Source organism: Streptomyces sp. NPDC031265, from assembly GCF_055570295.1.
In genome coordinates this window covers 1-17691 of the sequence record NZ_JBVIHM010000027.1, presented here as the reverse complement: position 1 = coordinate 17691, position 17691 = coordinate 1, and the positions used below count along the sequence as shown (strand labels likewise).

Genomic DNA, 17691 nt, shown 5'->3' with positions numbered 1-17691 from the left:
TCAGCACGGCCACCTCGTAGCGAACAGCAAGTTCGTCGTAACTGGTGGCAACAGCCCGGCGGCCCTTGAGCCGGTTGATCCCGGACTCGACCGCATGGCGTTCGCGGTAGTCGGTCGGTCGGACTTCGGCGGTCGACCACCAGCTGGGTCGCTGGACGTGCCGGTGCAGCCGGCTCGGCCCGTCGTAGTCGCGCTCCAGCAGCTCTCCGGGAACTACTACGTACGCGTGATCGGCCAGTGAGTCAGTTGCGGCCGAGCGGTGCGCCGTGCCAGCGCCAGTTGGTCCGGCGGGGGCGATCAGGTGTCTCGATGCGTCCGGTGGCCCACAGAAGAGTCGACCATGGGGTGTCGATGACGGAGACGTCGGGAAACAGGCGCGCGAGGACTCGCTCACTCAGATCCTGCGGGGGCTCCGAGAAGCGGCTCAGACTCTGGGCGATGTCGTGGGTATGGACGAGGGTCTCGACGATACCCATCGCTGCGAAGCCCTCGGGGTCGGACGCGCCGAAGACGTGCGGGGCCAAGGTGGTTGCGTCGGCGGTGTCGACGATGGCCGCGAGCAGTCCGCCGCAGGCCTCCACGACGGTCAGGAGTCCCCGGGGTCCTGCCTCGCGGTCCCCGAAGATGACGTTGGCCGGGCCGTCCGGTCGATCGCTGGAGATACGCAGCGGGACGCGCGGTACGGCGATGGGCTGCGCGAGTCCGAACCGCAGCGCGTACGTGAGCAGGTCGTCCGCGAGGTGCTCAAGGGTTTCCCAGCACGTCCACTCCAAGCCGCCGGCCCGGTCGTGCCATTGGGCAGCGGGGACGCCTTCGAGGACGTCGACGCAGTAGGCAACGGCCTGGCGCACGTGCTGCCCGCTCACCGGCATGTGCGGTTCCCCGAGTTGTGGCATGCGAGGAGCTTACAAGGCCGGAGCGATGCGATCGGCTTGGCATATTCCATTGCGTTGACCACCGCGGCCAGTTGGACGCCGGGCTGCGTCGGCCTCCGACGCAACAAGTCGTACGAGGTGCCAACACGGGCATCATCCGCCACCAGCTTCCGCGATCCCGATTCGGCCCGAACTCGGTCAGCAATCCGGAGAGTTGTTCAGCCGGGAGTCTTCGGTCTCACCTGTCGCTCGTTCCGCATCAGTGAGTTGTGCGGCACTTTCCTGAGGCCGGCCGCCTCAGGCCTCGGGGACTTGAGTCATGCCGATCCGAGACATCAGGACCGCCGGAGATCGAACCTCGTGACCGAATCCTCCGCCATCACCCTCTTCGGGGCGCGGGCGCCACGCAAGCCACCCGCCCCCTCCACATCTCCCGCCAGCACAACCCGGACACCGGGAGCCGCCGTAGTCAGCGCGAGCGCCACCGACCGGCATCCCTGAACACCTCCCGTCAGCCCTGCCCCCCCCGGTCCCGCGAATCCATAGGTCAACAGGTCGACAGGTCAACTGCGGGCCGGCGGCGACCACCCCTGCGCGCGGAGCCGTTCGAAACCGTCCAGCAGCAGATCCAGCGCGAACTCGAACTCGAACTGGTCGTCACAGCCCCCGCCCACCACGGAATCCCCCTCGTGCGCGGCCGCCGCCGCCAGCTCCGCGATGCGCGGGTAGCGCTCCGCCAGCGCGGGGTCCGGGGGCTCGGCTCCCCCTGAAGCGTCGAACAACTCCTGGCTGAACCCCAGCAGACGGCTCCCCATCGCGTGCATCACGTGGTGCGTGAGGTCGACGGAGAGTCCGCCGTCCCGGAACACCCCGATCATCGAGTCCAGGTACTCCAGTACCGCCGGGGTCGGGCCGGTCCGCGACTCGATCACGCGGTACGCCCAGCGGTGACGCAGCAGGGTCCTCCGGGCGGAGAGGATTCGCTGCCGCACCACGCCCCGCCAGTCGGAGCCCGGCGTCGGGGGGTCGATCTCGCCGACGACGGCGTCCACCATGCCGTCGAGGAGCTGCTCCTTGTTGGCCACGTGCTTGTAGAGCGCCATCGGTACGACATCCAGCTCCTGCGCGAGCCTGCGCATGCTGAGCGACTCGATCCCGCTCTCGTCGGCGAGCGCGACGGCGGCGCGCAGGACCCGTTCCCGGTTCAGTCGCGTCATCCAAGGCCTCCCTTTCCCCTTGACGAGTGTACGGCGTACACCTATGGTCCCAGCAAGGTGTACGCCGTACACCTCTTCCTGGGAGGGACCGCAGATGAGCTCGGACACAGGCACGACAGACACCGCAGGCCACGTAGGCACCGCAGTCAATGCAGAAAGAAGGACGGCGGTTGTCGCCGGGGTGCTGTTCCTGGTGACCGAGGTCGCCGCCATCGCGGGAGCCGCCCTTTACCGCCCCCTGCTCGGCGGCGGGTCAGGGGCCGACAACGGGGCGCTGATCGGGGCGTGGTGCGAGCTGGTCCTGGTCGCCGCCATCGTCGGCACCGGCGTGACACTGTTCCCGGTCGTCAAGCGGTGGGGCGAGGGGCTCGCGCTCGGGTACCTCTGCGCCCGCCTCCTGGAGGCCGCTGTCATCCTCCTCGGCATCGTCGCCGTACTGGCTCTCACCACCGTGCGACGGGAGGCGGCACAGCCGGGCGCGGCCGCCGCCGACGCCGCTCTGGTCGCCGTGCACGACTGGACGTTCCTGGTCGGCCCCAACATCGCCCTCGGGTTGAACACAGCCCTGCTGGCCTGGCTGATGTACCGCTCACGGCTCGTGCCCAGACCCATCGCCGTACTCGGCCTGGTCGGCGGCCCGCTGATCTGCACTTCGGCCGCCGCCGTGATGTTCGGGCTCTACGCGCAGCTCTCCGTGCCCGGGTCGTTGGCCGCGCTCCCGGTCTTCGCGTGGGAGGTGGCTCTCGCCGTACGGCTCATCGTCCGGGGGTTCGGGCGCACACGTGGAAGTGACTGATCCGCCAGGCGTGCGCCGGAGAAGTCGGAGCGCGCCGCGCCGCCTGATCTTCCCCTACGGCGACGCTGGACACTCGTCCATGTATTCTGGACACCTGTCCATGAAATGTGAGAGGTGAGTACACCGATGGAGACGACCGCGACGGTGCTGGTCGGCCTGGTGGCCGTGCTGCACGCGTACATCCTGGTTCTGGAGATGTTCCTGTGGGAGAAGAAGCCGGGCCGCGAGCTCTCCGGCTTCGACGCCGCCATGGCCCGTGCCACCGCCCCGCTCGCCGCGAACCAGGGTCTCTACAACGGCTTCCTGGCGGCCGGGCTGGTCTGGGGTCTGATCGCCGGGAATCCGACCGGGTTCCGGGTCCAGGTCTTCTTCCTCGCCTGTGTGGTGGTCGCCGGGCTGTACGGGGGCTTCACCGCCAACCGCCGCATCCTGATCGCCCAGGCGCTGCCCGGCGCACTCGCGCTCGGCGCCGTCCTGCTCGCACGGTGACCGCGGTGCACGAAGATCCCCGTGCGGCACGGACCCGGGCCAAGCTGCGCCAGGCGCTGCTGGAGGAGTGCTCCAGTCGCCCGCTGGCGGAGGTCAGTGTCGCCGCGCTGGTGCGCAGGGCGAAGGTCGGCCGCGCCACGTTCTACCTCCACTACGCCGATCTGGAGGCGCTCGCCGTCGACGCCTGCGCCGATGTCGTCCGCGAGGCTGTGGACGCCCTGCACGCCTGGCGCGGCACACCCGACCCCGTCACCCCGCCGCCCGCCCTGCTCGCCTTCTTCGACCGTCTCACCCCGCACGCCGGGCTCTACCGCGAACTCCTGAGCCCGGGCGGTGGCGGTCCGCTCGGCCGCACACTCCATGAGGACCTGCGGGCCCGCAGTCGCACCGAACGCGCCCTGGCCGGTGCGCCTGAGCCCGACTTGGTCGCCTCGGCCGTCGCCGCGACCTTCGCCGGGGTGCTCGCCGACTGGCTGCACGGCCTCATCGAGGCCACTCCCGCCGGAATCGCGCAGCGGGTCTGGCGTCTGCTCGTCAACCTGCACCGCACCCCCCTGGCCTGACGAGCCGATCTGCCCCGCCCCGCGAGCGACAGCCGATCAGGAGCACGGCCGCGGGGCACCGGCCCATCTCGCCTACGCGCCACAGCGCGCAGTTCCACCGTTCGCGCGGGTCCCTGTGCCCCTCGGGCACACTTCACTCCCCCGCTTCTTCTCGGTGGCGGGTGGAATGCCCAGGCACACAAGGGAGTTGAGTACGTCATGACTCAAGGTCCAGCACCCCGCACCCTGTCCGACGATGCCCTCTCCGAACTGCTGAGCACTCAGCAGTTCGGCACCCTCGCCACCAACAAGAGCAGTGGCCATCCTCATCTCACCACCATGCTCTACACCTGGGACGCCGAAGCGCGCATCGTACGGTTCTCCACCACCGCCGACCGCATCAAGGTCAAGCAGCTCCGGCGTGACCGGCGCGCGGCCGTGCATGTTCCGGGTGCCGATGTATGGTCGTTCGCCGTGGCCGAGGGCGAGGCCGAGGTCTCCGAGATCACGACCACACCAGGTGACGCGACCGGGCGAGAGCTGCTCGCGATGGTGCCGGAGGCCGCGAAGCCGCAGGATGAAGATGCGTTCTTGGAGCAGTTGGTCGCCGAGCGCCGGGTGGTCATCCGGCTGAAGGTGTCTCGGTTGTACGGGACGGCACTCGACATCAACGGCTGAGACCGGCCACCCGGTCACCGTCACAGCCGTTCGTCCTCACCGGCCACCACCGGTCCGGAGTCCCATGGCCAGCATGCCGGCGGGTCCGCGTTGCCGGTAGCGGTCGATGAGGCCCTCGATCAGCCAGGCCGTCGCCGGGCTGTCCGGTGTGTAGATCCACAGCTTGGTATCGGGGGCGGAGGCCGTCGCGAAGCTGGACGCGGTCACCGTGATCCTGTCACCGTCGACGGTGAAGAAGGACTTGCTGCGCGGGGTCGGCGAGGCGACCTCCTGCCTGGCCCACATCGCGGCGAAACGCGGGCTCGCAGCGGAGAGTTGGCGGAGGAACTCGGTCCAGCGAGGATCGTTGACGCGGTGGCCGAACTCGGCCCGTAGTTGAGCGACCATGAAGGAGACCTCGCGTTCCCAGTCGACGAGTGGCTGCACGTGCTCGTCCGTGGTGAACAGGTGCCACAGCACATTGCGCTCGGAGTCCGGCAGCAGCGCCATGGCCGGGTCGAGCGCCGCGTATGCCTCGTTGAAGGCGAGGACGTCGTAGCGGGTCGTCGTGATGGTCGCCGGGAGCGGGGTCAAGGCGTCCAGGATGACCTGGTTCTCCGTCGGCTGCGGATACGTCGACGCGCTCAATGGTGCGCTGGGGCTCTCGACGAGCCGGTAGAGGTGGTTGTGCTCGGTCGAGTCCAGCCGCAGGGTCCTGGCGATCGCGTCGAGCACTTGGACGCTCGGGTTGATGGGCCGCCCCTGCTCCAGCCAGGTGTACCAGACCACCCCGACCCCGGCGAGCTCTGCGACCTCCTCTCGGCGCAGTCCGGGCGTGCGACGGCGTCCTCTGTTCGGCAGGCCGGCCTCTTCCGGGGTGATGCGTTCACGGCGAGCCCTCAAGAAGGCGGCCAGTTCGGTACGTCGCGGGGCATGGGAGTCGATCAGCGTCACCGCACCATCTTGCGGGGCGAAGCCGAGGTATGACCAGGTACCCGCTGGTACCAGGATGAAGGGTTATCTGGTACCCCTCTACGACTCTGCGGATCATCGGGCCATGAGCGAAACAGAACTTGGGCAGGCCGCCACAGCTCGGCCTGGAAGCACCAGAGCACCGGGCCCCGCCGCATCCACGCACCGCGACAACAGGATGCTCGTGGTCCTGCTGGGTGCGGTGTTCATGGCTCTGCTCGACTCGACCGTCGTCAACGTCGCCACCCCGACCATCCACACCGACCTCCATGCAACCGGCTCGGCACTGCAGTGGATCGTTTCCGGCTATACGATCGCCTACGCCGCGCTGCTGGTCACCGGTGCCCGCCTCGGTGCCCGTAACGGCTTCCGTGCCGTGTTCCTGTGGGGACTGGTCACGTTCACCGCCGCCTCGCTCGCCTGCGGCCTCGCCCCGGACACGGGCGTACTCATCGGGGCCCGGGTGGTGCAGGGCGTCGGCTCGGCGATGATGATGCCTCAGGTCTACAGCCTGATCCAGCTGAAGTTCGAGGGGCCTGCCCGAGCACGCGCGCTCAGTCTGTACGCGGCGGTGATCGGGCTCGGCGTCGTGGTCGGCCAGGTTGTCGGCGGGCTGTTGGTCAGCGCGGATGTGTTCGGCACCAGCTGGCGTCCGGTGTTCCTCATCAACGTGCCGGTCGGGGTGCTGCTTGCGGTCGCCGGACTGCGCGTGCTCCCGCCCGGCAAGCCCCGAGTGGCCAAGGGCCTGGATATACCTGGCCTGATCACGTTGACCGCGGCGCTGCTCTTGCTGGTCGTACCGCTGGTGCTGGGTCATGACCAGCACTGGCCGGCCTGGACGCGGGCCTGTCTCGCCGCCTCGCCGCCGATGCTCGGCGTGTTCGTCCTGATCGAACGGGCCGTGGCACGTCGTGGCGGCGCCCCCCTGGTGCCCGGCGCGGTAGTGGGGTCTCCGGGCCTGGTGCTCAGCGCGACCACGATGTTCTTCGCCATGGCCGGGTACGCGGGATTCCTGTTCTCCTTCTCCCAACACCTGCAAACCGGGCTCGGCGAGTCCGCGACGCGCACCGGCCTCACCTTCGCACCACTGGCCATCGGTGTCGCGACGGGCAGCCTCACCTGGCAGAAGCTGCCCCCTCGTTGGCACCGGCCGTTGATCGCTGCCGCTTGCACGGTCGCGGCAGCCGGCTACCTCGGCATAGGACTCGCCATGCGCTCGGACGGCCAGGGGGGCATCGCCCTACCCGCACTGCAGTTGGTGTGCGGACTGGGCATGGGCTACCTCACCAGCCCACTGCTGACCGTCGCACTTGCCCACGTCAACCCCGCCGACGCCGCGGATGCCAGCGGCCTCATGACCACCTCAGCCCAGGTCGCGCAGGTAGTCGGCATCGCGACCTACGGCAGTGTGTACGTGTCCGGCGCGGACCGGCACATGGCGCACTCCTCGGCACACGCCATCCAAGAGACCACACTGCTCGTAGCCGGAGGCCTCTTGGCCAGCGCCCTGACGGCACTGCTGCTGGCGCACAGGGCCCGCCGCCATCACCGACTGAGTCAAACAGGCTGAAAAGTCAGCGGCGTTGGACCCTCTCTCACGCATCATGCCAGCCGCGTGGCCTGCATCCGGAGTGGCCGTGCACCTCGCCTCCGCGTACGTGCTCGCGCCATTCCCGCCCAAGAAATCCGCGCCGGAGTATTGCTTGAGCCACACTTGAGTCACGCGCCGAGGTGGAGGCCACCGCCCGGATCGGTGGGGAATGGGGCGAGCACGCAGTCGACGTCAAATACCCCAACTCGGCGTGAACAAACGGCAGTTGAACGATGCGCCCATGTTGACCTTACGTGGCCATGCCACATAGCATCACGCCGAAAGCTATTGGCTGAGAGGAGTGCAAGATGGCACAGACTTACACCCCAGCAATCGGCACCACCACTGAACCAGCCACCTATGAATCCCTGGTCGAGGACGCGCTGCGCGAACTCGGCGCAGCCGAATCGGCCGAGGTCCTCGAACCGGTCGGTAGTGGCGAAGAAGGCCCGCTCATGGCCTGGTTCGTAGCCACCTGATCAATCCTGCAGGGCTCTTGAGAGTTCCAGCCGCGCCAGATCCCGCGGCTGGAACTCCCATGGAAACGACCACAGGCCAGGGGGAATAAGTCTTGAGCGTTGTGCAGTCGAGCCGCGAACTGCGGGATGGAGTCGATTCACTCCTCGACCGGTACGTCGGAATCTCCAACCGCGATCACTGCATCGTCGCCTTCTCCCCGGACAGCCGGGAGGCGGCCGCCTGGCTGATGGCCGGCCTGAAGCAGCGAAATGTCGGCACAAAGATCGTGGGCATGCGGCCGCTCGTGGATTACGAGTTCGCCGGACGCCTGAACTCCGCCGTATCGGAGGCCGACCCCGCCACTGGCCGGCTCATCATATTCACTCTCGAACGAGACACCATGTCTCACTTCTCGCCCCTCCTCGACGTGCTGCAACGGTTCGGCGGTGACCGGTGCATGGTGGTGCGCATCATCAGCGCGTCACGGGAGTTCTTCGAGAAGGCCCTCAACCTCGGACCGGACGAACTCAGTGCCCGCAATGCCGCACTGCTGACGCGGCTGACCAAGGCGCGTAGCGCCAGGATCCGCACGCGCGGTGGTACCGACCTCCGCATCAGCCTCGATTCCGATCGATTCGAGTGGATCAGCAATCGCGGCGTGTGGCGACCGGGCGGCTTCACCATTCTTCCGGCGGGTGAGATTGCCACGTACCCCGCCAGGATCGACGGGCGCCTGGTAGCGGACGGCGCGCTCAATTGCAACGTCATCACTCGGATCGACACCAGGCTGGCGGCTCACCCGTTGACGGTCGACATTGAAGACGGGCGCGCCACAGGCTTCACGTGCGTCGATGACGATGTCCGTGAGTTGGTGGACCTCTGCTTCAAGCAGCCGCACGGCACCCGAGTGGGCGAGCTGGGCTTCGGAACGAACTCGGGAATCGACCAGTTCATCTCGGCCAACTCCCATATCAATGAACGGCGAGTCGGCGTACACATCGGATTCGGACAGCACAATCAGGACCGTTCCGTGGTCGGGTACGAGGAGAAGGTGCATCTCGACCTCATTACCGATGGCGCGGAGCTTCTTCTTGACGAGGAGGCAGTACCTATCGACCTGGACGACATCCGGTTGGTCGGGGACGAGCACCCGGCGCTGGTGAGGGACGAGGACATCACGGGCGACTGCTGCGGGTTCGGCTACGGCCAGTTGACCGATCCTGCTACGGCGGCTCCGATCGGCTGAGCATGCCTATCCTGAGCAAAGTGCCTGCCTCGCGTATGGCCAACAGCGCCATGGGACTGCGCGACTTCCGGTTCCTCTGGGCCGGGCAAGCGGTCAGTGCCGTGGGAGACCAGCTTTTCACCGTAGCCGTGTCCCTCCGGGTGATCGAGGTCGGCGGTGATGCCAGCGACGTCGGGCTGGTGATCGGCGGCCGAATGCTCGCCATGGTCCTGTTCGTGCTCGTCGGCGGTGTCTGGGCAGATCGTGTGCCGCGGCGAAGGGCGATGATCGTCGCTGATGGATTCCGGCTGGCGGCCATCACCGTCGTCGTGCTGGGAGCGTTCGACACGGCAACACTTCCGCTCGCCGTCATGACCTTCCTCGTGGGCAGCGGTGAGGCATTCTTCCGCCCCGCATATGGCGGTCTGGTGCCTTCGGTCGTCCCCGAGGAGCGGTTGCTCAGCGCGAATGTATGGCGAGGAGGCATGGAGAGCGCCGCAGCTGTGGTGGGGCCGGCGCTTGGCGGGCTGCTGGTGGCCACCGCCGGGACCCGGTTGGCTTTCGCCATCAACGGGGCCACGTTCGCGGTCAGTTTGGTGTGCGTCCTCGCGGTCGCCGAACCGCCGATGCAACGGCTGGGGCCCCGCTCCTCCATCGTCCGCGAGAGTCGAGAAGGACTGGCCGCGGTGCGCCGCGTTCGCTGGACGTCAGCCGTTCTCGTGATGACCGCGGTGCAGACCATGTTCGTCGTCGCGCCTCACATGGTGCTGCTGCCAGTCATCACGCAGGAAAAGTTCGGGGGGCCCTCGGCCTACGGTCTGGTGCTCGCCGCGTTCAGCCTCAGCGGCCTCGTCGGCACGATCGTCATCGGGCGGATTCAGTTGAGGCGCCCCGGAACGAGTGCGATCGTCTTCAACGCGCTCTTCGCCACCGTTCCACTCGTATTGCTCACCCCGTTCTCCTTGGGGTGGGTGATGGGCGGATACATCATCGCAGGACTCGCGATGATGCCCTTCAACGCCCTCTTGCACACCGCGCTGCAGCGCCAGTTCTCCCCGTCACTTCTCGGCCGGGTGACCGCGGTCGACTCGCTGTGCAGCCTTGCTTTGCTGCCGATCGGCCTCGCGAGCGCCGGGCCACTGGCGGACGCGCTGGGCCGTACGGCAGTACTCGGCGTCGCCGCGGCCGTACAACTCACCGCCGCAGCACTGGTGCTGGCCGTGCCCGGAGTACGCGATTTCCATCAGGACGAACGGTCGGTATCGAGAATTCGGAGGTAGAAGATGGCGCTGGAAGAAGTTCTTGATGACCCGTCGATGCTGGCATCCATTCGGGACAGGAAGCCGCACGTCAGCCGGAGTCTGGGCAAGCTGGACCATGTGTTCTCGACGGAGATTGCGCAGACACTCCTCTTTGATCGAGGACTGCGCGCCCCCTACATCAGGCTATGGCGCCAGGGTCAGGACATCGGCGTCCGGGACGCCACCAGGACCAAGGGCGGATCCGACGAGCGCAGGGTACTGTCCGGGCTCGTGGATCCTCAGTACGCGGTGTCCGAGATACGGGCCGGAGCGACGCTCGTCTTTCAGGCGATGTCCACGTACTGCCCCGAGGTGGCATCATTCTGCTCGGACCTGGCCGAAGACGTCGGCTGTCCCGTCGCCGCCAATGCCTTCCTGACTCCGCCACACGCACAGGGTGCGCCGGTGCACTACGACATGGCGAGCGTCTTCATACGGCAGTTGGCGGGCTCCAAGACATGGCGTCTTCATGAACCGCCGGGAACCTGGCCCATCAGGCGCTCGAAGCCGGGCGACAAGCCGAAAACACCGCTGGCTCATGAAATCACTCTCCATCCCGGTGACTGCCTCTATCTGCCGCGTGGTTACTACCATGAGGGGATCACGGGAGAAGACGGATCCGTTCACATCACGTTCTCCGACGGAGTGGAGGATCATTGGGTGGAGGTCCTGCATGATGTGCTGGACCTGGTGGCCGAGCGGACCGAATCGCTGCGAGGCCGCTTGCCTGGCAGGGCCGAGGCGTTGAACGGCCAATCGAGGGAAGTTTGGCAATCGGTCCGGGAGGATGTGATTCGCGCGCTGGATGGTCTGGGCGACGAGATGATATCCGCACTGATTGTGCGGCGTCTTCAGGCACGCGAAGAAGAACTTTCGAGGTCGGAACCGGCCCGGCTTGCCGAGATTCTGTCAGTGGAGTCGAAACCAGGTGACGTGTAATGGGAACCGGCCGGGACGAAGCAATCCGGGTCGGGATAACTTCAACTGGCACCATGAGCTTGGTCCGCAGCCACCACAGGGCAGTCCTCCGAAACCTCAAGCCACATCTTGAGGATGGGCATGAGCCCTCCTGCCTGCACCCCGGCCTGGTGTGGGAGGCAGCGCAGACATCCGCCGCGGTGGACACCGAGCGCATCGCGGACCTGATCCGCAGCTTGGACACCGCGGGTCTCATGCCTCCGCTTGAGCACCTCGCACTGGATGCACCCTTGTGCCCCGACTGGTGCCGATGGGGCATCCATCAACTCCTGACAGACATTCAGCGCACACGTGGCACAGATGACACCGAATTCAGCGCGCCACACATGAAAGAGGGAATTGCACGCCTGGAAGGCGCCCGGGAGACCCTGCGAAGAGTGTGGCCGGAAGCCGCCCTGGAAATGGATCTACTGATCCGCGCCATCGTGTACGTGCAGGGTGGCGCCTTCCGTTCCGGCACGCTTCGACAGACCTTCGGGGCCATCTACCTCGGTACGGCCAGCGTCGAAAGTACTCCTGCCGCTTTCGAGGCGCTCCTGCACGAAACCGGCCACCATGCCCTCTACCTGCGCAACCACTTCGAGACGTTCGTGACGAACGGTGACGCCATGGTCAGCCACGCACTGCGTCCCGATCCACGACCAGTCGCTGGTGCCGTGCACGCTGCACATGTCCTGGCACGCATGACGTACGGGCTCGCCCGCTGGGCGGGCGAGCCGGCAGCGCCGCCCGAGGTCTCCGAGCGCCGCGACGAAGCCCTGCGACGTCTCAAGGAAACCATCGCGGCACTGGACCCGGTCGCCGAGTGGACGGAGAGGGGCCGGTTGTACTTCGACGATCTGCTCAAGTGGGAACAGGAACTGACGGGTACTCACCCAAGCTGATAACGGTGGCACCCGCCCCGGTCCGCCCACCTGAGAGGGGGCCGGACCGGGGGCCTTCCTCTTCGTTTCGGATTCGCCAACAGCGTCGGCCTTGGGGCCGGGCGAGGGCGCCCTGACCGCCCGGCCCGGGCCGCACTGGGCCCTGCCACCGCGCACGGCGGGCCGCGTGTGCGCTGCGCAGGCCGTGGCCGACCTGGTGACGTTGGGGCAGGAAAGGCTGAGGCAGATGCCGAACCGGACGCCGTGAGTGATCCTCAGCGCGGACACCACCCCCGGACACCTCCGGGCCGGTCCACGTGATGGAGTGCACCCCGTGCCTCGACACCTCTCCCGGACTCCGACACGAGGGATGGGACCGAGAGTGGGCGAACCGGCACACAGCACGGCACAGGGCGGAGAGCGCCAAGCTCAGTCCACGACCGGGCCGGCTGCGGAGAAGCGCCGGCCCCAGGGCCTTTGGTGGCCGCAGTCCAGGAGCGTGCCGTCGGCATCAACCGCTGTGTAGCCGACCAGCACTTGGGCGGGGTCTCCGTCCTCGTAGAGCCACAAGGTGATGCGGTCCTTCGAAACGGAGGCCTCGAACCAGACGTCGATGCCTGAGGACTCCGGTCCCACGGTGAAGACCTCTCCAGGCTTCAGCCAGTAGTCCTCGCCCAGCGGCTCGATGAAGAGGCAGAGGTCGCTCTTGCCCGCGTTGCCCACAGGAATCTTGCTGCGTCCCACAAGTCCCCCAAAGATCGCCGTTTCACTCCACAGGCTGACCGCGGCGGTCTCCCGTGCTGCCCTCTCCCGAAAAACCGCAGGCAGTAGGGCACGCCGAGCCCCCTCGGAGCACCTGTTGATGCCACGCTCGCCCGTCGTCCAACGCGTCGCGGTGTGGTCGCTCTGCGGGCAGACTCCCTGCCCGCCCCGGCCCTCCTGGAACGCCCGCTACTCCGCTCACCCAGCACGTGATACGACCTCTGGCGCGCCCGGATTCGCTGGAGAGGCGCCCGTCGCTGACGGGCGAGCGCAGCAGTGCCAACCGTGCATCTACTTCCGACCGTGCGTCTACGTGAGTGTCGTGAGGCAGAACTGCACGAGCCCGGAGTCCACGTCCAGGATGATCCGCTTCATCTCCGTCCACGGCGGGTGGAAGCTCTTGCCCCACTCGATGGTGAAGCCCAGGATCTTGCCCTTGTGGGGGTCGACGATGTGCCGGGAGTAGGCGTAGTCGTCGCTGGTGCCGCTGGTCGGGTACAGATGGAAGGCCGACATCGGGTTGTAGGCACGGCCGCGTACGCCGTGCAGGCCCTTGCAGAACTGCTCGGCGAGTACGGTGCTGTCGTCGGAGTCGCCCTTCGGGATGAACTCCGCGTACGCCAGGTCGCCGGCCACTCCGCGCTTGCCGTCGAAGGTGGTGTTGCGGAAGTTCTTGGCCGGGTCGAGCGACTGGTTCTCGTCGTCGCCCCACACGAAGAGCATGTCCTCGGAGTAGCTGTGCACATCGACGAACCAGCGGGTCCGCGGGAAGGTGTCGAGCAGCCAGCGGACGTTGCGGGTCTCGGGTTCCGAGAAGGGGCTGGGGCCCTGGTACACCTGGATGTCGCCCGGGTCGTCGGAGACCTGCACTCCGGCGGTCGGGTCGAAGGCGGTGGCGAAGTCGAAGAGGAAGTCGTAGTTGCGGTTGATGTCGACGCCGATACGGGCGGGGTCACCACCGGAGTTGGCCGGGTTGCGGTTCTTGCGCCACATCGCGTCGACGGTCTGGCTGTAGTGGCGGCCGTCGGGGTTGACGAGCGGGAAGACGACGACGTCGAGGTTGTCGAGGACGCTCCGTACCTGGGCGGCGGTGTAGGTCCTGCCGCCGTAGGCGAGCCCGGCACCGTCGGCACCGGCCTCCAGGAGGTCGGCAGCGAGGTGCACGAGGATCTCGCAGCTGCCCCATTCGCGGGCGTGCACGCCGCCGATGAGGACGACGCTGTCGTGGGTACCGGCGGGGCCGGTGCCGATCCGCAGGGCGTGACCGGCCCGGCCCTCCACGGACGGCTCGGGCAGGTCGATGAGGTCGCAGGCGGACGGGAAGGCGGTGGCCAGGCTGGTCACGGCGGACTCGACCTCGGTGGTGTTCAAGTACGACATGGTGTCCCTCCTGGGCGGCCTGCTAGGCGTCCTTCACCTTGAGGGCGAGCCCGTGCGGGACCGCGTCGTCGGGGGCGAACCGGTCCCCCTCGCCGACTTCGGCCTGGCGGGCTCGGCCGGTGGCCGCGGCGTCCTCGATGATGGTGACCAACACACCCTCGCGTTCGAGGGCCTCGGCCTGCTCCGGGGAGGCGTACGCCTCGATGCTGAACGTGCCGTCCTCGCCCCGGCGCGGGCGCCCCCCGACATCGGGACGGGCCTCGCGCAGGAGGGCGCGCAGGGTTTCGGCGTCCTTGGCTGTGACGCGGACGCGGAGGAGCTGATGAGCAGTGGACATGACGGCTTCTTCCGGGCGCCGTCCGGCTCACATCAGCGGTGCCGACGACGCGTGGCTGATGTAGATATATGTCCGATGTGTACCCCGTATTCCCAGGGTGCGCTTCAGCCGTAGAACGAGTCAAGCGGGGCCTCGGGCATCCCGCTCAACAGCCCGTCGAGGCCGCTGATCAGCTCCTGCTCGTCGTCGTACTCGGCGAGGCGCGGTACGAGCGCGCGCAGGCGCGGGTACTCGGTGGCGGGCAGCCGGTGCAGCCCCAGGCGCAGCATGAGGTCCGGCTCCTCAGGGTTGTCGATCACCTGTCGCTTGTCGACGAGGAGGCAGCCGATGTTCCAGGCGACGAAGGCGCGGTAGATCGTCAGTGTGGCGGCGTCGTCGAACCCGGCCCGGCCGAGTACGGCAAGGATGTGTTCGGTGAGTTGGAGCAGTGGCGTGGGGCGCTGGGCCACGGGCACGCTCAGCGGGCGGGTGGCCACCACGGGCAGGATCTCGGGGTGGTCGTGCACCACGGCGGCGAAGGCGCGGGCGATCCGCCGCAGCTCGGTCCGCCAGGCCGGGCGCCAGGCTCTGGTGCACGGTGCGGCACATCCGCTCCAGGGTGGCGCCGTCGTCGGCGTAGTTGAGCAGCCGGCGGCCTCGCGTCAACGGTGCTGGTCGCCTCTCACACCGACGGTGCCTACACGGCAGGGGAGCTACGGCAGGTACAGGAGGCCGCTCAGCGGCAGCCGTCGATGGTGCTGTGCCGGGGTATGGGTGCCGGGTTGGGCGCCGCGGTCTCGCACGAAGCGGTGAGGTGGGGCGGGGGCAGCCGCGGGGTCCAAACGCCTTCGTGGGTTCGGCCGACGGTCGGTGCGCAGGTGGAGAATGACAGGTAAGGCCAGGCAGGGCATGCTCGCACGCGCGACCGATCCTCGCGAAGTGGTCGAACAGCAGCTCGTCGCCTACAACAGCCACGATATCGACGCCTTTGCCGCCGCCTATGCCGAGGACGTCCTGGTACGTCGGCGCAACGGCAGCCGGCTGGAGGGCCGTCAGGCTCTGCGTGACTCGTACACGCCCCTGTTCCCTGTTCGCCAAAGGCCGCTGCCGGGCGGAGATCCTGGGGCGGATCAGCGAAGGCGACTGGGTGGTCGACCACGAACTCGCCCACGGCCTGGCCGACGAACCGATCCGCGTCCTGGTGGCCTATCGCGCGCGCGAAGGTCTTGTCGACCGCGTTGACTTCCTCAGCTGAACAGCAGCACGGTCCCGGACCGGCGACCGCCGAGCCCGCCCGCTCGACGTGTGCCCGAGCGGGCAAGCGGGGTGCTTTCAACGGTCGGCCCGGCCCGGACGGGAGAGCCGGAGACCGACGGTTGGTTCAACCGGCCGACTGCCCCCACTGGTAACCCACTCAGAAGGCCAGTCGGCTTGAGCCCGCAGGGCTGAGTCCGCCAGGCCGAGGCCCCTACCGGTCCGGCTGGGTGCTGACCACTTCCCGCACTGCCGCGAGGAAGTCCTCCGTGCGCGGGTGCGTGGGGTGGGCTGGGCTGGCGAGGTAGACCGTGGCGGCGGGGGCGTCTTCGAGGGGGATGAAGCGTACGCCGGGGTGGCCGTGGCTCTCCGCTGTGCCGGCGGCGCCGACGCCGAACGCGCCGCCTGTGGCGATGAGGTTCAGCCACTCGTCGACGTTGCGTACCTCGACCGTGCGGTCCGGGCGCTGCGCCGGGGGCCAGAGGTCCACCGAGGCTGTGCCGGTGTCCGGCCACAGAGTCAGAGGGAGGGGCGGGCCGGAGGTGAGCTCCGCCAGCCGCACCCGGTCGCGGGTCACGAGCGGGTGGTCGTCGGGCAGGGCGGCGACCCGGTCCTCGGTGTAGAGGGCCTCGGTGCGGATGCGCGGGTCGGCGGGGACGGTACGGAGCACCGCCACGTCGGTGTCGCCGGTTGCCAGGCCCGCAGTGCTGTTGTCCTGCCGGACCACTTCGAGCGGTGCGTGCGGGTTCTCCTGCCGCCAGGAGCGCAGCAGGGGGACGGTCTGCCGGCCGAGGACCGCGCACGTGTAGCCGAGCCGGAGCGGCCGGTCGACGGCTCGGGTGTCGGCGAGTGCCGCGTCGAGGTGGGCGAGGATGGCGCGCCCGTGGCCGAGCAGGGTCGCCCCGGCTCGGGTGAGATCCAGGTGCCGGGAGGAGCGGTCGACCAGGCGGACGCCCACGCGGGCCTCCAGTTGGGCGAGTGTGCGGGAGAGGGCGGGCTGCGTCATGTGCAGCTCGGCGGCCGCGGCAGTGACGGTGCCCGCCTCGGCGATGGCGGCCAGGGCCTTGAGGTGACGCAGTTCCACATCCATGCCTGGCAAGCATAGTCACTGCCCAGATGGCATTTCCGGGTGCGGGGCGCGATCCGTAGCGTCGGATGCGCCGGGTGGTTCGCCCGGTTCCCTCCCTGAGGCACTCCCGGGGAACTCCCCGGGGAGATCCCTGTGTTTCCGGGATTCGTTTCCAGGCATGGCAAGCATTGGATGGTGGGTTGTGAGGATTCTTCTGATCGGCGCGGGCGGCACGCTGGGCTCGGCGGTGCACAAGGCTCTCGCGGAGCGCGGCCACGAGGTGATCGGCGTGGGCCGCACGAGTGGGGACGTGGTCTGCGACGTCACCGACCCGGAGACCGTGGCCCGGCTGTATGCGCAGGCCGGTCCGCTGGACGCGGTGGCCGTCGCAGCGGGCGACGCCGTGTTCAAGCCGCTGGCCGAGCTGACCGCGGGCGACTTCGCGGCGACGTTCCGCGGCAAGGCTCTCAGCCAGCTGGAGCTGGTCCGTCAAGGTGCCCGGCATGTGGCCGCGACCGGCTCGTTCACGCTGGTCAGCGGGATCCTCACGGAGGAGCCGATCGTGGCCGGCGCCGCCGCGTCGGCGGCCAACGGCGCGGTCGAGGCGTTCGTGCGGGCCGCCGCGATCGAGCTCCCGCCGCAGCGGATCAACGCGGTGAGCCCGACGGTGGCCGAGGAGTCCCTGCCCGCCTACGGGCCGTTCTTCGCCGGTATGGAGCCCGTCCCGGCGGCACGCGTCGCGACGGCGTACGTCCGCTCGGTCGAGGGGGCGCAGACGGGGCAGATCTACCGGGTGCGCTAGGGCGTGTTTCGAAAGTAGCGTCGCCCGCCCGAAGGGCGGGCCCGGCGGCGTCTGGTGCGTGCGATCGCAAGGCGGAGGGTCGCCCCGATACTGGTTGTATCGGGGTGATCCCGACAACGCGGCGAGCGTGCGTGCCAGACGCC

At 68.3% G+C, this 17691-nt stretch carries 21 protein-coding genes and 1 pseudogene; 14 read left to right on the top strand and 8 right to left on the bottom strand.

Annotated features, from left to right (window positions below; all coding sequences use genetic code 11):
* Window positions 1-94 precede the first annotated feature (94 nt).
* Entirely contained in the window at window positions 95-241 is a 147-nt protein-coding gene (locus tag ACZ499_RS31470; protein WP_468679596.1) for a hypothetical protein, read from the top strand.
* 1 nt (window position 242) lies between these two features.
* Here ACZ499_RS31470 and ACZ499_RS31465 read toward each other — a convergent pair whose 3' ends face one another.
* Together ACZ499_RS31465 and ACZ499_RS31460 are read right to left on the bottom strand one after the other, a co-directional pair.
* Window positions 243-896: a DinB family protein gene (locus tag ACZ499_RS31465; protein WP_468402003.1), complete on the bottom strand. Its 654-nt coding sequence runs from the start codon at window positions 894-896 to the stop codon at window positions 243-245.
* Window positions 897-1438: 542 nt separating this feature from the next.
* The gene (locus ACZ499_RS31460) at window positions 1439-2092 is read right to left on the bottom strand and encodes a TetR/AcrR family transcriptional regulator C-terminal domain-containing protein (RefSeq protein WP_468679595.1); all 654 of its coding nucleotides are present in this window, start codon (window positions 2090-2092) and stop codon (window positions 1439-1441) included.
* Window positions 2093-2285: 193 nt separating this feature from the next.
* On the opposite strand from ACZ499_RS31460, the gene ACZ499_RS31455 reads away from it, so the two are divergent.
* The 4 genes from ACZ499_RS31455 (at window position 2286) to ACZ499_RS31440 (ending at window position 4597) form a co-directional block, all read left to right on the top strand.
* Window positions 2286-2888, top strand: a complete 603-nt coding sequence (locus tag ACZ499_RS31455; RefSeq protein WP_468679594.1) for a DUF4386 domain-containing protein — start codon at window positions 2286-2288, stop codon at window positions 2886-2888.
* Between the two features lie 126 nt (window positions 2889-3014).
* Window positions 3015-3377, top strand: coding sequence for a DUF1304 domain-containing protein (locus ACZ499_RS31450; RefSeq protein ID WP_468679665.1), 363 nt, complete (start codon window positions 3015-3017; stop codon window positions 3375-3377).
* Between the two features lie 5 nt (window positions 3378-3382).
* The gene (locus tag ACZ499_RS31445; RefSeq protein ID WP_468402010.1) at window positions 3383-3940 is read left to right on the top strand and encodes a TetR/AcrR family transcriptional regulator; all 558 of its coding nucleotides are present in this window, start codon (window positions 3383-3385) and stop codon (window positions 3938-3940) included.
* A gap of 198 nt (window positions 3941-4138) precedes the next feature.
* Window positions 4139-4597 carry a TIGR03618 family F420-dependent PPOX class oxidoreductase gene (locus ACZ499_RS31440; RefSeq protein ID WP_468679593.1) on the top strand — a complete coding sequence of 153 codons (459 nt, stop codon included), beginning with the start codon at window positions 4139-4141 and terminating at the stop codon, window positions 4595-4597.
* 36 nt (window positions 4598-4633) lie between these two features.
* Here the strand turns inward: ACZ499_RS31440 and ACZ499_RS31435 are convergent, their stop codons facing one another.
* Entirely contained in the window at window positions 4634-5530 is an 897-nt protein-coding gene (locus tag ACZ499_RS31435) for a helix-turn-helix transcriptional regulator (RefSeq protein WP_468679592.1), read from the bottom strand.
* A gap of 103 nt (window positions 5531-5633) precedes the next feature.
* Here ACZ499_RS31435 and ACZ499_RS31430 point away from each other — a divergent pair, with 103 nt between their 5' ends.
* The 6 genes from ACZ499_RS31430 (at window position 5634) to ACZ499_RS31405 (ending at window position 11986) form a co-directional block, all read left to right on the top strand.
* Entirely contained in the window at window positions 5634-7118 is a 1485-nt protein-coding gene (locus ACZ499_RS31430; protein ID WP_468679591.1) for an MFS transporter, read from the top strand.
* 329 nt (window positions 7119-7447) lie between these two features.
* Entirely contained in the window at window positions 7448-7618 is a 171-nt protein-coding gene (locus tag ACZ499_RS31425; RefSeq protein WP_358833204.1) for a hypothetical protein, read from the top strand.
* 101 nt (window positions 7619-7719) lie between these two features.
* Complete coding sequence (locus ACZ499_RS31420) at window positions 7720-8844, top strand: M29 family metallopeptidase (RefSeq protein ID WP_468679664.1); 1125 nt, start codon at window positions 7720-7722, stop codon at window positions 8842-8844.
* A gap of 35 nt (window positions 8845-8879) precedes the next feature.
* A complete protein-coding gene (locus tag ACZ499_RS31415; protein WP_468679590.1) occupies window positions 8880-10103 on the top strand; it encodes an MFS transporter in 1224 nt (407 codons plus the stop codon).
* A 3-nt stretch (window positions 10104-10106) separates the two neighbouring features.
* Window positions 10107-11063 carry a JmjC domain-containing protein gene (locus tag ACZ499_RS31410; RefSeq protein ID WP_385821347.1) on the top strand — a complete coding sequence of 319 codons (957 nt, stop codon included), beginning with the start codon at window positions 10107-10109 and terminating at the stop codon, window positions 11061-11063.
* Window positions 11064-11242: 179 nt separating this feature from the next.
* Complete coding sequence (locus tag ACZ499_RS31405; RefSeq protein WP_468679589.1) at window positions 11243-11986, top strand: aKG-HExxH-type peptide beta-hydroxylase; 744 nt, start codon at window positions 11243-11245, stop codon at window positions 11984-11986.
* A 408-nt stretch (window positions 11987-12394) separates the two neighbouring features.
* On the opposite strand, the gene ACZ499_RS31400 is transcribed toward ACZ499_RS31405, so the two are convergent.
* From ACZ499_RS31400 to ACZ499_RS31385, 4 genes are all read right to left on the bottom strand, one after another.
* Window positions 12395-12709: a hypothetical protein gene (locus ACZ499_RS31400; RefSeq protein WP_468679588.1), complete on the bottom strand. Its 315-nt coding sequence runs from the start codon at window positions 12707-12709 to the stop codon at window positions 12395-12397.
* A gap of 327 nt (window positions 12710-13036) precedes the next feature.
* Window positions 13037-14107, bottom strand: coding sequence for a M14 family metallopeptidase (locus ACZ499_RS31395; protein ID WP_468679587.1), 1071 nt, complete (start codon window positions 14105-14107; stop codon window positions 13037-13039).
* 22 nt (window positions 14108-14129) lie between these two features.
* Window positions 14130-14444, bottom strand: coding sequence for a hypothetical protein (locus ACZ499_RS31390; protein WP_468402017.1), 315 nt, complete (start codon window positions 14442-14444; stop codon window positions 14130-14132).
* Window positions 14445-14548: 104 nt separating this feature from the next.
* Entirely contained in the window at window positions 14549-14953 is a 405-nt protein-coding gene (locus ACZ499_RS31385; RefSeq protein WP_468679586.1) for a TetR/AcrR family transcriptional regulator C-terminal domain-containing protein, read from the bottom strand.
* Window positions 14954-15308: 355 nt separating this feature from the next.
* Here ACZ499_RS31385 and ACZ499_RS31380 point away from each other — a divergent pair.
* Window positions 15309-15452: pseudogene (locus ACZ499_RS31380) on the top strand (nuclear transport factor 2 family protein); the annotation flags it as partial.
* A 34-nt stretch (window positions 15453-15486) separates the two neighbouring features.
* Window positions 15487-15678, top strand: a complete 192-nt coding sequence (locus ACZ499_RS31375; protein ID WP_468679670.1) for a hypothetical protein — start codon at window positions 15487-15489, stop codon at window positions 15676-15678.
* Window positions 15679-15891: 213 nt separating this feature from the next.
* Here ACZ499_RS31375 and ACZ499_RS31370 read toward each other — a convergent pair whose 3' ends face one another.
* The gene (locus tag ACZ499_RS31370; protein ID WP_468679585.1) at window positions 15892-16767 is read right to left on the bottom strand and encodes a LysR family transcriptional regulator; all 876 of its coding nucleotides are present in this window, start codon (window positions 16765-16767) and stop codon (window positions 15892-15894) included.
* Between the two features lie 157 nt (window positions 16768-16924).
* Here ACZ499_RS31370 and ACZ499_RS31365 point away from each other — a divergent pair, with 157 nt between their 5' ends.
* Window positions 16925-17548: a short chain dehydrogenase gene (locus ACZ499_RS31365; protein ID WP_468679584.1), complete on the top strand. Its 624-nt coding sequence runs from the start codon at window positions 16925-16927 to the stop codon at window positions 17546-17548.
* The last annotated feature ends 143 nt before the right edge of the window (window positions 17549-17691 follow it).

Coding starts and splice junctions, on each gene's coding strand:
- ACZ499_RS31470 (WP_468679596.1), top strand. CDS start 95: ATGGCGTTCGCGGTAGTCGGTCGGTCGGACTTCGGCGGTCGACCACCA.
- ACZ499_RS31465 (WP_468402003.1), bottom strand. CDS start 896: ATGCCACAACTCGGGGAACCGCACATGCCGGTGAGCGGGCAGCACGTG.
- ACZ499_RS31460 (WP_468679595.1), bottom strand. CDS start 2,092: ATGACGCGACTGAACCGGGAACGGGTCCTGCGCGCCGCCGTCGCGCTC.
- ACZ499_RS31450 (WP_468679665.1), top strand. CDS start 3,015: ATGGAGACGACCGCGACGGTGCTGGTCGGCCTGGTGGCCGTGCTGCAC.
- ACZ499_RS31440 (WP_468679593.1), top strand. CDS start 4,139: ATGACTCAAGGTCCAGCACCCCGCACCCTGTCCGACGATGCCCTCTCC.
- ACZ499_RS31430 (WP_468679591.1), top strand. CDS start 5,634: ATGAGCGAAACAGAACTTGGGCAGGCCGCCACAGCTCGGCCTGGAAGC.
- ACZ499_RS31425 (WP_358833204.1), top strand. CDS start 7,448: ATGGCACAGACTTACACCCCAGCAATCGGCACCACCACTGAACCAGCC.
- ACZ499_RS31415 (WP_468679590.1), top strand. CDS start 8,880: ATGGCCAACAGCGCCATGGGACTGCGCGACTTCCGGTTCCTCTGGGCC.
- ACZ499_RS31410 (WP_385821347.1), top strand. CDS start 10,107: ATGGCGCTGGAAGAAGTTCTTGATGACCCGTCGATGCTGGCATCCATT.
- ACZ499_RS31395 (WP_468679587.1), bottom strand. CDS start 14,107: ATGTCGTACTTGAACACCACCGAGGTCGAGTCCGCCGTGACCAGCCTG.
- ACZ499_RS31390 (WP_468402017.1), bottom strand. CDS start 14,444: ATGTCCACTGCTCATCAGCTCCTCCGCGTCCGCGTCACAGCCAAGGAC.
- ACZ499_RS31370 (WP_468679585.1), bottom strand. CDS start 16,767: ATGGATGTGGAACTGCGTCACCTCAAGGCCCTGGCCGCCATCGCCGAG.
- ACZ499_RS31365 (WP_468679584.1), top strand. CDS start 16,925: ATGGCAAGCATTGGATGGTGGGTTGTGAGGATTCTTCTGATCGGCGCG.